Genomic DNA, 14939 nt, shown 5'->3' on the forward strand with positions numbered 1-14939 from the left:
TGACTATTTGGCTTAACTGCGGTAAGCTATGACGGCATAAAATGGATCTCCTCCAGCTGCACCCAACCACTGTAATAAATTTGGTAATGTTGACTTATGAACTATAACTTCTGGGGTTGTAAATCCTGGAACTGAGGCGAAGTAGGCTTTGACTAATTCTACTCGTTGTGCCTCTGAAGCCTCCCGCCAAGCTTGAATTGCCTTTTCAAAAAACATCCGGTTAGAAAAGCTGATAATTGCGACACCACCGGGTTTCAGGATGCGGTAAATTTCGGAAAATACTGCTTCTGGATATTGCATATACTGCACAGATACGCAATTGAGAACAGCATCAAAATCCTCATCTGGTAAAGGTAGCTGCGGATTTTCGTTAAGATTTTGGACAAAGTAATGATTTAAGTGGGGATTTCGTGCTAGTTCCTCACCATTGAGTCCGTGTCCTTCCACATGGTCAAACTGCATCTCTTCTGGCAGATGAGACACCCAACTGCTCATCATATCAAAAATGCGGATGTCTTGTACTGAGCGTAGCCGAAGTATGGGTTTGAGGCGATCGCGATATAAATCCGTTAGCTGTTGAATAAATCCTTCATCGACATGGGTGACGAAGCGGGGATAGGCATAGAACAGCTTATCATCTGTGTCGTCTAATTTCAGGCGTTGATTCGGTCTTAACTGCATAAATCTCTGTTTGGGATTACTTTTTCCGAAAAATGCGGCAATTCCAGGTATTTTTTCACAATCACTATGTAAGATATTTTAATAACAGCAGGACACATAAACTCGTCTAAATAGCAGCATTCAATTTTTATCAATTTAATGTTATATAAACTACACTTCTTGCAGCATATTTGGCGACAAATCCGTCTAGTCGGATCATTACCATATTTTAGTTTGTTAGTTTGGATACTGCCCTTATTATTACTTACTTCTGGGCACAATAGTCTGATGGCACATGATGAAGGACTTTACGCATCGCGTGCCCGTCTGATGTTTGATTCTGGTAATTGGATAGATCCTTGGGAAAGAGCACATCATAAAACCCCTGGTCTTTATTGGTTAATTGCTAGTTTCTACAAGCTGTTTGGGATCAGTGATACCAGTGCGCGTCTTCCTAGTATGATTGCTGGGATTTTTAGTTTATGGCTTGTGTATGAAATCGGCAAAATTATGCTAGGTAAAAAATTAGCTTGGCTAGCTGCTGCAATTTTAAGTGTGGAATTTCTCTGGCTGCAATACTGCCGCTTAAGTACACCTGATGTACCGATGATTTTCTTGGTACTTTTAGCTATTTTGTCTTTAATAAAAACAGAATTACATCCTAAATATCGCTATTTTTGGAGTTTTATCGCTGGTTTAAGTTTAGGTTTAGGCTTCTTAGTCAGAAGCTTTATGATTTTTTTGCCTATTATAGCTTTATTCCCTTATTTAATTTGGGAACATCGCCGTCATCGTCATCTTACTAACCCAATTTTGTATTTAGGCTTTTTTGTAGGTTTAATCCCTACCTGTGTTTGGCTGTGGTTAAACTGGTTGCACTACGGAAATCAAAGTTTTGAGGAGTTGTTCAAGTTTGTTGTGCGGCAAGGTTCTGAGGATCATTATAATAATGGGCCGCTGTTTTATATATGGAATATCCCTTTAATAGCATTTCCTTGGGCTTTTTTCGGAATTTTAGGTTTAGTTTCGACTCTCCGTCGTCCTATTCCTCGTTACCAGTTAATATTAGTTGGCTTTCCACTTGTCCTATTTTGTGAACTTAGTATTTTTAGCAGTCGTTTCCCTCACTATAGTCTCTGCCTTTATCCGTTCATAGCTTTGTTTGCATCTGTGGGTTTAAACTGGTTAGGCAATATTTACCAGACAGGGATTCCTTCACAATTCCCTCTTCAAAAACGTGGAATAAATATATTATCCCTTTTTGCCATCAAGAATCTGCCTCGAAATCTCAGTTATGGCTTTGGTGGGTTAGGTGTTTTACTTGTGATAGCGAGTATTGGCGTACTTAGTTGGGGTGGTTCTGATATTCGCAAGTATGCAACTATTGGCTTGGCTATGGGCTTGGGTTGGTTAATTTTGCCTGTAGTGTGGATTAGTCGTTACCACTTTGACATAAAGTTTCTCACAACCCGTTACTGGATTGCAGGTTGGTTAATTCCCTGTTGGCTGGCTTTGGCGGCGACAGGTAGCATGGGGCTGTTAAGTGACTATAACCCGGCTTTGAAAGTGTTTTTACAACAACCTGCGATCGCCTCAATTCTCCAATCTCATCCTACCTACTATGTGGAAATAGACGCTAAAACCAAAGTACTGCTTAATTTCTATCTTTCTATTCGCCCCCAACCAGTAGTCTCTATTTCTCAAGTACCAGCTTTGAGCTATGCTTGGATCTATACTGACCAGTCCCTTAAATTATCTCGACCTCACCGCATTATTGGTACAGTAAAAGAGTCCCAGTTGATTCAAATTCTTCCCTAAGACAGATACAAAGCAACTATTGCTAAAAAAGATCAATTTTGGTAAAATAATAGTACGTACACTAAATATTTTGCTCAATGGTTTCTACATCTAATCACTCCCCACCTTTACAGTCGTGGCAGCAAAATCTGGCACCATACAATTTGGGCTACAGAATCAAATTAGTCTCACAACTCCTCAGTCGCAAGTTTACTGAGAGGCTAGAACCGTTTGGATTGACGCCATTTCACTGGCTGGTGTTGTGCTGTCTTTGGCAAGAAGATGGTTTACCAACTTCTAGTATTGGGGACAAACTCAAACAAGTGGGAGGGACTTTAACAGGCGTACTAGATCGGATGGAAGAACGCGGTTTGGTGCGTCGAGAACGCGACACCCACGATCGCCGCATCTGGCGGATCTGGTTAACGGATGCAGGTAAGCAACTAGAAGCTGTCTTACCGCCTATTGCGGCAACAGTGCGTGATGAAGCAATGGACGGTATTTCCTTCGCTGACCGGGAACTGTTTTCCCAAATCTTGAACCGGGCGATCGCTAACCTCTCCTAAAGATTACCCACAATCACCCGACCGGGGGAGGTAGTGTGAAGATTTATTTTGAGATAATAGTACGCATACTAAGGAAAAAGGATTTTTTTCAGGAAATATTACGCATTCTAAATAAACGAGTATTAATCAAATTATTGAACGAGCAAGCGAGGTAAGCATCATGGGCGCTAATACTTTGAACGGACGCAACGGACACAAGACCCCAGTTTTAGAAAAACAAGTGATTCCTGACTTAGAGAGTTTAGAAGCTTTGACAGCAGACACATCCGCAACAGTAGAAGCACCAGTTGTAACTCCTGAGATCGAGAAAGAAGTTCCAGCGAAACCGAAGCGGAAAAAACCGACTGGTTTAATTTTGGCAGGATTAGGCGTGGGTGCGATCGCCGCAGGTACTTTTGGTTTTCACTACTGGCAATACGCCTCCACCCACCAGGAAACAGACAACGCCACCGTTGCCGGAAACATTCACCAAGTTAGTAGCCGCATTCCTGGAACTGTAAGTCAGGTACTTGTGAATGATAACCAGTTGGTGCAACCGGGACAATTGTTAGTGAAGTTAGATCCACGGGACTATGAAAGTAAGGTACAACAAGCAGCAGCAGCGCTAGAAAATGCGCGTGGCCAGGCGCAAGCCGCCCAAGCAAATATTGCTTTAACTTCACAAACTACCACTGGTAAGACAAGTCAAGCGCAGGGGGATGTCAGTGGTGCGGTAGCAGCAATTTCCACAGCCCAAGCAGCAGTACAAGAAGCCCAAGCTGGGATACCAGCGGCGCAAGCTGAAGTCAGACTAGCCCAAGCAGGGATTCCTGCTGCCCAAGCGCAGGTAGCGCAAGCAAATGCGAATTTGGAAAAAGCTCAAGCAGATTACAATCGTTACAACCAGTTGTATAAAACAGGTGCGATCGCTCGTCAGCAATTAGACACAGCCAAGGCAACTTATGATGTGGCTAAAGCCCAAAAAAACGCCGCTATTCAGGGAGTAGAACAAGCCCAAGCTAAGTTAGCCTCCGCGAAAGTTGGTGTCGCCAAAGCCCAATCTCAACTAGCACAGGCGCAAGAAAATGTCACCAACGCCCAAGCTAAATTGGCAGCATCTAAGGGAGGATTGCAACAAGCTACCGCCGGCGGACAAGATACAACAGTAAAACGTAGTCAATACGATGCCGCAAAAGCTGCGATCGCCCAATCAGAAGCATCGCTCAAAGACGCACAATTGCAACTATCTTATGCCAATGTTACCGCTCCCAGTGCCGGACGAGTCGGGAAGAAAAACGTGGAAATTGGCAACCGAGTCCAATCGGGAACACCATTAATGGCGATCGTAGATAACAACTATTGGGTAGTTGCGAACTTCAAAGAAACCCAATTAGAAAAGATGCGCCCAGGAGAACCTGTAGAAATCAAGCTGGATTCTTTCCCTCATCACACCTTTATCGGTCGTGTTGACAGTGTTTCGCCAGCTTCCGGCGCTCAGTTTGCTTTATTGCCACCGGATAACGCGACAGGTAACTTTACCAAAGTTGTACAACGCATCCCAGTAAAAGTAGTTTTTGACCAAAAGAGCATTCAAGGATACGAATCGCGGATTACTCCGGGGATGTCTGCGGAAGTTGCAGTGGAAGTCAAGTAATACCATGTCCACTAAATTACCCATAATAAAAGAACCCCTCCCCGCCTGCGGGGAACTCGGGGCCCCCTCTGGGGATTAGGGGCAGGGAGCCAAAGCTGTGCTTTGTCTCTTTGGGGTTCTCCGGGTTTAATAAGTAATCAAACGAGAAACGCTATAATACCAAATTCCCTGCATACAGATGGAAAACCTCTTTCTTGCTATGACATTCTCCTACATCTATGGACAGGCGTATAAAGACGAGGTGAAATGATATTTCTGAGAGCAGATTGGTATAAAACAAACTTTAGATGAAAAAACCGCTACTACCTGCATTGAGGTCAAAAAACTACCAGCTGTTTTTTGCCGGACAAGGTATTTCTCTAATTGGGACGTGGATGACGCAAGTTGCCACAATTTGGCTAGTTTATCACTTAACAAACTCCCCATTAATGCTAGGAGTTGTGGGATTTTCGAGTCAAATTCCTAACTTTTTTTTAGCTCCCTTTGGCGGAGTATTTGTAGATCGGTTTTCTCGGTATCGTACCTTAATTAGTACGCAAGTCTTGGCGATGATTCAATCGTTAACATTAGCAGTGCTGGCGCTAACTGGTGTGATTCAGGTATGGCACATCATCGCTTTAAGTTTGTTTCAAGGATTTATTAATGCCTTAGATGCGCCAGCCCGTCAAGCATTTGTGCCAGAATTGGTTGAACGAAGAGAAGATTTAGCCAATGCGTAGACGCAAAGCGGCTTGTCGTCAGACATCGCCATTAACTCTACAATGATCAACGGTGCGCGATTAATTGGCCCTGCAATCGGAGGTTTACTAATTGCCAGGATTGGAACTGGCTATTGTTTTTTATTTGATGGTTTAAGCTACATTGCTGTAATCGCCGCTTTATTAGCAATGAAAATTAAACCTTGGAAAAATGTGGTAACTGACGGTAATCCCTTACAAAAAGTCAAAGAGGGATTTATATATGCCTTTAGCTTTCCACCTATTCGAGCCATCTTATTGCTATCAGCTTTAGTCAGCCTCATGGGACTGCAAAACACTATTTTGGTACCAGTTATTGCAGAACAAGTTTTCAAAGGTGGTGCAGAAACCTTGGGGTTTTTGATGGCTGCGTCTGGAGTTGGAGCTTTAACTGGTGGTATTTATCTAGCTACGCGCCAAACAATCTTAGGAATTGGTCAATTAATTGCCTTAGCTCCAGCAATTTTAGGAATTGGTCTAATTGCCTTTTCATTGTCACGGTTTTTACCACTTTCTTTATTCACAATGTTATTTGTTGGCTTGGGAACAATTCTCCAGATTGCTGCTAGCAACACATTTTTACAAACAATTGTTGAAGACGATAAACGTGGGCGATTGATGAGCTTATACACAATGTCATTTTTGGGGATGATTCCCGTGGGTAATTTATTAGGAGGTGTATTAGCAAGTCATATTGGTGCTACCAATACTTTAATAATTGATGGCATGGCTTGTATCTTAGGCTCTATTATTTTTAGCAGACAGTTGCCTGCTTTAAGGAAAATAATGCGTCCAATTTATGAGCAAAAGGGAATTTTAATAAGTAATAAAGCTTAGGATAAAAAACCACCAATAGATGGTATAAGATTTAATAATAATTTTGTTACTTAACCTTGGAACTGGAACAACACTATGGCTAATACAGGTGTAATTCGTCAGCAAGGGCAAAATCCTGCTGTACCACCAGAACGTGTACCGCTAAGAACCTGGATTGGTGTAATAGCCAGTATGCTTGGTGCATTTATGGCAGTATTAGATATTCAAATAACTAATGCTTCGCTGCAAGATATTCAAGCAAGTTTAGGAGCAACTTTAGAAGAAGGTTCTTGGATTTCTACGGCGTATCTCGTAGCAGAAATTGTGGTAATTCCTCTAACAGGATGGTTATCACGGGTGTTTTCTCTGCGACGTTATCTGTTAGTCAATACTGCATTATTTATTTTCTTTTCTATATGCTGTGGTTGGTCATGGGATCTCAATTCCATGATTTTCTTTCGAGTCTTGCAAGGTTTTAGTGGAGGAGTATTAATTCCCACCGCTATGACAGTTGTATTAACGACTTTACCTCAATCTAAGCAATCAATTGGGCTGGCTGCATTTGGGTTTAGTGCAGTTTTTGCACCCTCAATTGGCCCGACATTGGGAGGTTGGTTAACAGAAAATTTTGGTTGGGAGTACAACTTTTATATAAATGTAATTCCAGGGGTATTAATGCTGGCTGGTGTTTGGTATGGAATTAAGCAAGAACAACCCCAAATTAATTTACTGAAACAAGGTGACTGGTGGGGAATTATTGCAATGGCTATTGGATTAGGTTCCCTACAAGTTGTTTTAGAAGAAGGTAGTCGCAAAGATTGGTTTAGTTCAACACTGATTGTGCGCTTAAGTGTGATTGCGGTAATTTTTTTAGCCGTGTTTTTCTTTATAGAATTAACTCGTAAACAACCATTTATTAATTTACGGCTTGTGCTTAGGCGGAACTTTGGTTTAGCGAGTATTGTCAATGTGTCCTTGGGAGTAGGATTGTATGGTTCAATTTATATTTTACCCTTGTATCTTGCCCAAATTCAAAAATACAATGCTCTGCAAATTGGTGAAGTATTGATTTGGGCTGGTATTCCCCAACTGTTTATTATTCCCCTCATCCCGAAATTGATGCAACGTATTGATGTGCGTTTCATGGTAGCTTTTGGTGTGACTTTGTTTTCCATCAGTGCATTTATGAACTCTGGAATGACTAATGAAACAGGATTAGATCAATTACGCTGGTCGCAATTTGTGCGTGCAATGGGACAACCTCTAATTATGGTACCGCTTAGTTCTATCGCCACTGCTGGATTGAGTCCGAAAGAAGCAGGTTCGGCAAGTGGTTTATTTAATATGATGCGGAATCTGGGCGGTTCTATCGGAATTGCTTCTTTAGCGACTTTATTGGCAAATAGAGAACAATTTCACTCGAATAAATTGGGTGAAGGAGTATCTTTATATAACCCAGAAACTCAACAGCGACTTGACCAAATGACACAGTATTTTGTCAGTCGGGGAGAAGATTTGAGTACAGCCCAAAATGAAGCGATCGCATCTATATCTAACATTGTCCGCCGGGAAGCCTTTGTAATGGCTTTTAACGATTGTTTCTACTTTATTGGTATTGCATTGTTACTTAGTGGACTTGCCGTTTTATTCCTCAAAAAGGTGAAGGCAACTGGTGGCGCTGGCGCTCATTAAATTTAAAGAAGAAGAAGTGCATTTAGCTAGCGTTGATTTTCGTTGTGCGATGCCTGCGGCGGGCTACGCCTACGCAGCTATATATGAAGATGTATTATTAGGAGATTAATTACCCTCTCCAATAGAAGATGCTGCACGTACCAAAATCACAGTTTGGTTATTATTTCGGCAGATAGTTGCTGGGATATTACCATGCACTACTTGTTGCAGCATCCCCTCACGAGAAGCTCCCAAAATAATCACATCACTCTGGTTGCGTTTAGCACAATCCAAGACGGCTTCTGACACAGAATTTGCATAGAGTGGATCAATTGTTACTAAACCTTTGAGCCGTTGTTTGAGAAAATCAGCAGCTTTTTTGAGAGTTGTTGTATCCGCTTCGGTTTTATTTGGTTCAAACACTTGACATAAGTTGACCACTGGAGTTTTACTCAGTGAAGTCAGTGCTGGAAGCAATTGAATTGCCTGTTGGGCATTGGGGCCACCCGCTATCGGCACTAACCAGCGTTCCAAGTGGGTTTGCTTATTCAGCTTGACTAACACCACATCACAGGCTGCTTGCCGGATAACCGTATCTACTACCCGACTGAAGACCCTTCCCGGTGTGGCTGTGCTGCCTTTCCAACCCATCAGCATGAAATTAATATGGCGGTCTTTGATAGTTTGCAAAATTGCTTCTGACAAGTCGTGGGCAACTCGAATTTGGGTATGTACTGGGATATGCCATTTCTGTCCCAAACGCATTGCTTGTTGCAGTGGGCCCATCGCTATCTTGATATTCACTTGGGTTTCTGCAAGAATCTTGTGCTGGGGGACAACAATAATATGCAGACATTCTATTTCATAATGGCGATCGCGGGCAATTGCGATCGCCATTTCCAACAGCATACCTGCTGTTTTCGGGTTACTCAATGGCACCAGTATCCTTCCCTGTCCAGTTTCCGGCGCACTGGTATGGTAAATCACGCGGGATGGTTCGGCTTTAGAACCGACAAAATCTTCAGAACCATTGAAATAGGCAGCTTGCACCCGAATAATATCACTACGGGTAATGATACCCACCAAGCGGTTTCCTTGCACAACTGGTAAACAGTTAATCTTGTAACGGTTGAGCAAGTGCAGCACATGGGCAAGGGTATCAACAGGACAGCTAGTTACTGGTTCTGGAGTCATCACTTGGCCTACAGTAAGATGCTCACTTAAACCTGTTCGGGAGAGATTTGTGATATCTTGTTGGGTTAAGATTCCGACCAATTTACCCTTTTCCAATACTGGAAAGTGGCGGTGGGAGGATTGGGAAAATGCCTGCAATGCCTCATCCCAACTCATCCGGCTCCCCAGAGTTTCCACACTCGGTTGCATGACATTGGCTGCGGTTAGTTGCGTCCAAGGTGCTTGGGGATTGGTTTCTTTTGGCAAATGAATGCCTTTAAATTCTAATAGATGGTCGTATAGTGATCCAGTTTCTAGGGCTTCCGCCACCAAATAAGCAGTTACCGAAACAATCATCAACGGTAACACCAAATTAAAGTCAGTTGTCATCTCAAACACGATGATTACTGCCGTAATTGGGACTCGCGCCACCCCACAGAAAAATGCCCCCATCCCTACTCGTGCATAAGTTGTCGCCAAACTCACAGCCAGGAAGTGGTGTTCTAAGGTTCCTACCAAATAACCCAAAGCTGCTCCCAGTCCTAGTGTGGGAACCAGCAATCCAGCAGGCGCACCAGAAGCGTAGGTAAACAGGATAAGTAGGAACTGAAGAAAGAAAACTAGCGCCACTAATTGCCAGTTTGCTTCACCCGTCAGCAACAGTTCCCGTAATCCAGCGTTGTCCCGAAATAATGAGGGAAGGCAAGCAAATACCAATCCCGTCACTAATCCAGCCAGTCCCATCCGCCAAGGTAAGCTGATTTTCAGAAAGCGACGACTTAAACCCAAACTGGCGAGAACTCCGCGATTGAACAGCACGCCCCCGAATCCTGCCAAAATTCCCAATAGCAGGTAAAAGGGAATTTCTGACACATAAAAGCTGGTATTGGCAGCCGCTAGATGCAGATTTAAATCTAAACTATGGGTGTCACAAATACGGGCAACAACAGAACCAATAAATGAAGCCAGGATTGCCGTTCCCAAGGTGATGTCAGAGACATCTTGCAAAAGTTCTTCTACAACAAATAATACCCCAGCAATCGGGGCATTAAAGGCAGCCGCCAGTCCCGCCCCGGCTCCGGCTGCAATCAGTTGGCGACGGTGTTCAGGGGAGGTGGGAAACCAGCGACTAAACTGACTTGCTAAGGCTGCACCAATTTGCACCGTCGGCCCTTCCCGCCCCAACGGCATCCCAGATGCTAGCACCAGCGTTGCACCGACCAATTTCACTACAGCAATTCGCAAGTTGAGGGGCATGGGCACCTTTGCCAGCACCGCTTTTACTTCCGACATCCCGCTACCAGCAGCTTCAGGGGCGATGCGCTCCACCAACCAGCCTGCGAGAAATCCGCCCACTAACCCAATTATCGGCAGTGCCAATAAAGCAGGAAACTGATGGGATATTTGCTGTCGCCACCCACCTAACAATCCCACACCTTGCCCTAACAAGACAGCAGCCAATCCAGAGACTAAACCAATCAGACAAGCTTGCACCATTGCAAGGCGTTTAGTGGGCAAAAGCTTATGGGAGAGCCGCTTCCAAAAAATCTGCCCCATGCGTGCCATCTTGATTTTAAACTTGACAACCAATTGGCTACTCATTCAATTCGACCACTAGATATAATAATCACAAGAATAAGTTACTAGGGCGCGATCGCTTCAATTCCAGAGATTTATGCTGGTGCTGGTGTTGACACCGTAGTTGGAGTATCAGAGGATTGCCAGGGCAAGTGGTGATGGGTAATAAATACAATTCTTTTCGCCCAACGTTATCAGCTGAGTTTTCAGTCAAGCTGGATTGAGATAAATTCGAGTTGACATCAACAGTGTGATGTCTCATAGAAGACCTCCAACTTTATTGTTAGCAACATGGAAGAGGATTTTTAATAGTTTAAATCAAAACCCCCCGAACCAAATTATGTATTTGGTTCGGGGAAATTTTGCTATGTGGTGTTCGGAGAAGTTATTCAGAATATCAGCTTAAAAAATAGTTGTGGAAATATCAGGTAGAAATCGGGTAGACAATCACAAGCCAAAAACTAAAGCTGCTTCAGACGATAGCCTAGTCCGTGAACTGTGTCAAGAAAATCATCAGGAGCGCCAAATTCTCGGATTTGATGACGTAAACTTTTGATATGAGATTTAACAGTTTCTTCGCTGGGTGGGTCTTCCAATGACCAAATTCGCTCAATAATTCCACTTCGACTCAGTACCCGCCGACCACTAGAAACCAGCAGTTCCAGCAGGGCATATTCTTTGGGAGTCAGGTGTAAAAGTTTGTCTGCATATGTTACTTCATATGTGCTGGAATTTAAACGCAGACTTCCCCAACAAAGGTCAGATAAAGTTCTAGATTATTGAGTTTGTCCAACAATTATCCAGTACATCCCATCTGGTGCAACTAACCCAAAAGAGGGTTCGCCAAATTCATTAGGCAAAATTGGGCTAACTTTAGTAGCAGCGCTGGCGGTAATGCGCTGATGAAAAGCGGTAATATCGTCAACTTGATAAGTGAAAAGACTCAGTCCCAAAGAACCGGGTTGAGAGTATTCCCGTTTATCTGGTGTGGGGTAAAGTGGGCTGTAGACTTGAAATAAACCCACATATGTCTTGGGTGAAGCAAAACCTGAAACATAAAACTCCTGCCCTTCATCAAGCATCAATGTTAGGCGAGTAGAAGGTTTTTCATAACCCGATCGGTTGGGGTTGCTCTCAAAGGGTACAAGTCCAAAAACCTCTACGTAGAAAGAACTGAGGCTGTGATCCGAGATGATCATACTGGAATGAGTTCCTTCGCTTACCAACAATGGGGAACTGGGATCAATCGTGCCGTAACCGGGTCTATTATAGTTATATCGCTGAAAAAACGCCTGTCGCGTCTGTGAACTAATCACAAACATTTCGCGCACCCCAACAAAGCGGTTATATAAGCCCACTCCTAAATTGCCTGTAAACTCGATCGCGCGAACTGGTTCTGAATAAATCCAGTCTCCACCGTTAGCTTTATCATCGTTAAAAGCATCAGCGAGCACATAAATATCTTGAACCAGAGAAGCAAACCAGCGGCTACCATTTACTACTGGCAAGGTATGACCTAGACCTTGATTACGAGGTTGTTTCCACGATAGCAACCGTACTAATCCATGATCTGATGAGTTACCATTTTGCAGTCGTAACGATGTCAAATCTGATGCATGACCGTAGAGTAATCCCGCCTGTTCTGCTGAGAGTTGTCCTCTATTGACCTCTCGATAACCGAACTCAGTCCAATATTTTAAGGTAGCTTCAATATCCTTTAAGCCAATACAGTTTTCAAAAATTCCACTAATCATTGCAATTTCCCTAAATTTAAGAAGTATAGCAATACCTTGTCCTAAAGGACACGCTACGCGATCGCCAATTTACGAGGGTTCAATTACATTCTCGAATAGAGACATTTTTGTGTTGTTTTCTAACGGGACTTAAACATCTTTGAGAGAAAAATAAGCTTGTCACAGATTATCGATAATTTAAAAAAGTAAAATAACCGTTCTACAAAGGTTTCAGCGATCGCGATCGCGTTGCGAAAAAAAAATGGATAAAGTCGAGCCGAAAGAACTTAAATGATAAAAGTCCCTCGTCTTTTATTTGAGCGTTTGAGAGATATTGCTGTTTACGCTGCTTGATTGAATCAAAAATGGATAAATTCGAGCTAAGAGGTTGTTTGAAAAGTATTAGGCGAATATAATTCACTACTACACAAGCAAAGTCCACAGAGGTGGACTAAGAGAAAATCAAGGGTTTCAAACCCACCTGCGTTGGTTTTACCTGTATAGCCAAGCCAGTGCGATCTTCTCCCTTTAGGAGAGGCTACGCCAACGCGGAGCGGCTCGTAGAGAAGGGGGTTTCCCCATGAGCAACTGGCCTACGACTTCTAGTCGCCAGGACTAGGATGAATTGAGACTTGACAAACTCTAATATTGGCTACAAATTTGCTTTTGAGACTTTTTCAATTTGCCCAGTAAAGTATGCTTCCTGATGTTTGAGTTGGTGCGCTAGTTCTAACCCTTTTTGAAAAGCTGTTACTGCTTGAGGAAACTCTTTGCGTTCTAGATACAATTGTCCAATTTGGTCATAAGCTTGCATCAACCCGTAAAAGTTGGCGGCTTCTGCCTCTGTCTGCACAAGAATTTGGCTAGCCTGTAAAGCCTCGTCTGTTTGTCCTTGAGAACGATACAGCGCAATTAATTTTTGCAAAGCTTCACCAGCACGAACGTATTCCTGTAATTGCCAAGCAGTAGTATAAGCTTCTTGATAATTTTTAAAAGCTTCTAGCAGTAAGTTAGGATCTTTCTTTGCTAGAGATTCGTAATCTGAAGCGATCGCTAGCTTTAATTCTGGTATTTCAGTAAGATTATTTTCATTGACGTAAATTTCTGCTAATTTATTAAGTACATTCAATGACTGCTGTGGTTGGTTTGTCTGCTCGTAAATCTCAGCCAGCCGTTGCAGATATGTTAGCTCGTTTACACGATCGCCAACAGAAGTAGCTAAACTCAACAATTCCTCGTAGATTGGCGCAGCTTTGCGATAATCAAACCAACTCAAATTTAGTTCCCCAACTGTCTTGAGGATTTCTACTAGGGCTGTGGTATTTTTTTGCTGTCGCACCACTAACAAAACTTGATCGTAAGCTTCTAGGGCTAGTTTAGGCGATCGCACATTTTGGTAAGCTTGCCCTAGCGATCGCCACAATTCTAGATCAATTTGGGCAGTTTTTTTCTGAGATTGTGTCTGCTTTTGAATTGCTTGCAATCGCTGCGTAATATATTGTACTTCTTGGCTGTTGTTTTGCTTCCAGGCGATCGCCCCGACTCGTGATAATGCTTGCACCTCTAGTGATGAACCTAAAAAGCGTCGCAAGCGCAGTTCCCGGTTCCAAATTTCAAACGCCGCCACCTGATCCCCTGCTTGCAGTTTTGCCGCTGCTTCTTGGTTTAAGGCATCCAGCGCTGGTTCTAACTTTTGCTGTTCTTCGAGAGTTAACGGCTGTTTATCCTTGGGCAAACGTGGTAGCAGTGGATCGAGTGTGGTAATTTCTAGGGGACTAGGAGGAAATTTATCCGGTGGTTTGGGCTTTTTACTGTCTGCTAGCGTCAAGGAACTACTAAAGAGTGTAGCAGCAGTAACAATCACAATTAAGCGCTTGAGCATGGGTACTTTACCTTCCCTTGAGTTAGTTGCATGAGGTAATTGGCAATTATCCCCATGCCCTATTACAGCATTTTGTAAGTAAATCAAGTACAGCCTTCCCCAAGGCATCAGGGAGGGTGCGCGACAGTTACCAGTTAGGTCTCTTCCACCAAGCCGCGATCGGCGACATAACCAGCATAGGGTTAAGTGGTTAGCGGCGGGTCATTGACTGTGTTTTTCTCCTTTGGCTCGTTCCCGTGTCAAGCTATCAATAGCATCACCCAAGGCAGTAGTCAGGCTATTACGGATTTGGGCGTGGTTATCCTGCTCAGTTTTGAAAGCTTGCAAGAGGCGATCGCGTTCTTTGATTACGGCGATGAGTTTAGCTTGCAAGTCCTCCACAGATTTTAGTTGTTCTATTTCTTCTTGGATCGCTGTTACTGGTGTCTCAGCAGCCAGTGTCTTGACCTCAAGACCCTGGAGTTTATACAGGTCTGACTTAAGGGATGCGATCGCCTGTTGGGACAGTTGGGCATCTGTGCGGCGTTGTTCTGCTTCTGTGTTGTAAAGCTGACGCCATTTTTGAGCACTTTCCCAAGCAGCATCGCGATCGCCCTGAAGTCCCGCCATCTGCTCTTTGAGTACCTGGATTTCTGTCAACCACTGTTGTGTTAAATCTTGATTCATAAATAAATAGTTATTAGTCAATGGTCA

11 protein-coding genes and 2 pseudogenes are annotated in these 14939 nt (G+C 43.3%); 6 read left to right on the forward strand and 7 right to left on the reverse strand.

All coding sequences use genetic code 11. The annotated features are described in order from the left end of the window. Nucleotides 1-12 precede the first annotated feature (12 nt). On the reverse strand, nt 13-681 hold the full coding sequence (locus tag V7K49_RS30825; protein WP_335209036.1) for a class I SAM-dependent methyltransferase: 669 nt from the start codon (nt 679-681) through the stop codon (nt 13-15). A gap of 138 nt (nt 682-819) precedes the next feature. Between V7K49_RS30825 and V7K49_RS30830 the strand changes: the two genes are divergently transcribed. From V7K49_RS30830 to V7K49_RS30855, 6 genes and pseudogenes are all read left to right on the forward strand, one after another. Further along, a complete protein-coding gene (locus tag V7K49_RS30830; RefSeq protein WP_335209037.1) occupies nt 820-2478 on the forward strand; it encodes a glycosyltransferase family 39 protein in 1659 nt (552 codons plus the stop codon). Between the two features lie 77 nt (nt 2479-2555). Next, nucleotides 2556-3023, forward strand: coding sequence for a MarR family winged helix-turn-helix transcriptional regulator (locus tag V7K49_RS30835; protein ID WP_334866163.1), 468 nt, complete (start codon nt 2556-2558; stop codon nt 3021-3023). Nucleotides 3024-3183: 160 nt separating this feature from the next. Next, complete coding sequence (locus tag V7K49_RS30840) at nt 3184-4656, forward strand: HlyD family secretion protein (RefSeq protein ID WP_335209038.1); 1473 nt, start codon at nt 3184-3186, stop codon at nt 4654-4656. Nucleotides 4657-4943: 287 nt separating this feature from the next. After that, a pseudogene (locus V7K49_RS30845) lies at nt 4944-6230 on the forward strand (MFS transporter). Between the two features lie 75 nt (nt 6231-6305). Further along, the gene (locus V7K49_RS30850) at nt 6306-7901 is read left to right on the forward strand and encodes a DHA2 family efflux MFS transporter permease subunit (protein ID WP_335209039.1); all 1596 of its coding nucleotides are present in this window, start codon (nt 6306-6308) and stop codon (nt 7899-7901) included. After that, nucleotides 7882-8010: a hypothetical protein gene (locus V7K49_RS30855; RefSeq protein WP_335067021.1), complete on the forward strand. Its 129-nt coding sequence runs from the start codon at nt 7882-7884 to the stop codon at nt 8008-8010. The genes V7K49_RS30850 and V7K49_RS30855 overlap by 20 nt, the downstream gene beginning before the upstream one ends. Here the strand turns inward: V7K49_RS30855 and V7K49_RS30860 are convergent. From V7K49_RS30860 to V7K49_RS30885, 6 genes and pseudogenes are all read right to left on the reverse strand, one after another. Then, nucleotides 8007-10619 (reverse strand): chloride channel protein, encoded by a 2613-nt coding sequence (locus tag V7K49_RS30860; protein WP_335209219.1) that lies wholly within the window; start codon nt 10617-10619, stop codon nt 8007-8009. The two genes, V7K49_RS30855 and V7K49_RS30860, sit on opposite strands and share 4 nt — an antisense overlap. A gap of 61 nt (nt 10620-10680) precedes the next feature. After that, complete coding sequence (locus tag V7K49_RS30865; RefSeq protein WP_335209041.1) at nt 10681-10893, reverse strand: hypothetical protein; 213 nt, start codon at nt 10891-10893, stop codon at nt 10681-10683. Nucleotides 10894-11092: 199 nt separating this feature from the next. Next, nucleotides 11093-11401 (reverse strand): annotated as a pseudogene (locus tag V7K49_RS30870) (winged helix-turn-helix domain-containing protein); the annotation flags it as partial. A 6-nt stretch (nt 11402-11407) separates the two neighbouring features. After that, on the reverse strand, nt 11408-12385 hold the full coding sequence (locus V7K49_RS30875) for a VOC family protein (protein WP_335209042.1): 978 nt from the start codon (nt 12383-12385) through the stop codon (nt 11408-11410). 631 nt (nt 12386-13016) lie between these two features. After that, nucleotides 13017-14246: a tetratricopeptide repeat protein gene (locus V7K49_RS30880; RefSeq protein WP_335209220.1), complete on the reverse strand. Its 1230-nt coding sequence runs from the start codon at nt 14244-14246 to the stop codon at nt 13017-13019. A 201-nt stretch (nt 14247-14447) separates the two neighbouring features. Then, entirely contained in the window at nt 14448-14912 is a 465-nt protein-coding gene (locus V7K49_RS30885) for a hypothetical protein (protein ID WP_335209043.1), read from the reverse strand. Nucleotides 14913-14939 lie beyond the last annotated feature (27 nt).

The sequence above is a fragment of the Nostoc sp. genome (assembly GCF_036919675.1).
Taxonomy (GTDB): Bacteria; Cyanobacteriota; Cyanobacteriia; order Cyanobacteriales; family Nostocaceae; genus Nostoc.

Coding starts and splice junctions, on each gene's coding strand:
- V7K49_RS30825 (WP_335209036.1), bottom strand. CDS start 681: ATGCAGTTAAGACCGAATCAACGCCTGAAATTAGACGACACAGATGAT.
- V7K49_RS30875 (WP_335209042.1), bottom strand. CDS start 12,385: ATGATTAGTGGAATTTTTGAAAACTGTATTGGCTTAAAGGATATTGAA.
- V7K49_RS30880 (WP_335209220.1), bottom strand. CDS start 14,246: ATGCTCAAGCGCTTAATTGTGATTGTTACTGCTGCTACACTCTTTAGT.
- V7K49_RS30830 (WP_335209037.1), top strand. CDS start 820: ATGTTATATAAACTACACTTCTTGCAGCATATTTGGCGACAAATCCGT.
- V7K49_RS30835 (WP_334866163.1), top strand. CDS start 2,556: ATGGTTTCTACATCTAATCACTCCCCACCTTTACAGTCGTGGCAGCAA.
- V7K49_RS30840 (WP_335209038.1), top strand. CDS start 3,184: ATGGGCGCTAATACTTTGAACGGACGCAACGGACACAAGACCCCAGTT.
- V7K49_RS30885 (WP_335209043.1), bottom strand. CDS start 14,912: ATGAATCAAGATTTAACACAACAGTGGTTGACAGAAATCCAGGTACTC.
- V7K49_RS30850 (WP_335209039.1), top strand. CDS start 6,306: ATGGCTAATACAGGTGTAATTCGTCAGCAAGGGCAAAATCCTGCTGTA.
- V7K49_RS30860 (WP_335209219.1), bottom strand. CDS start 10,619: ATGGCACGCATGGGGCAGATTTTTTGGAAGCGGCTCTCCCATAAGCTT.
- V7K49_RS30865 (WP_335209041.1), bottom strand. CDS start 10,893: ATGAGACATCACACTGTTGATGTCAACTCGAATTTATCTCAATCCAGC.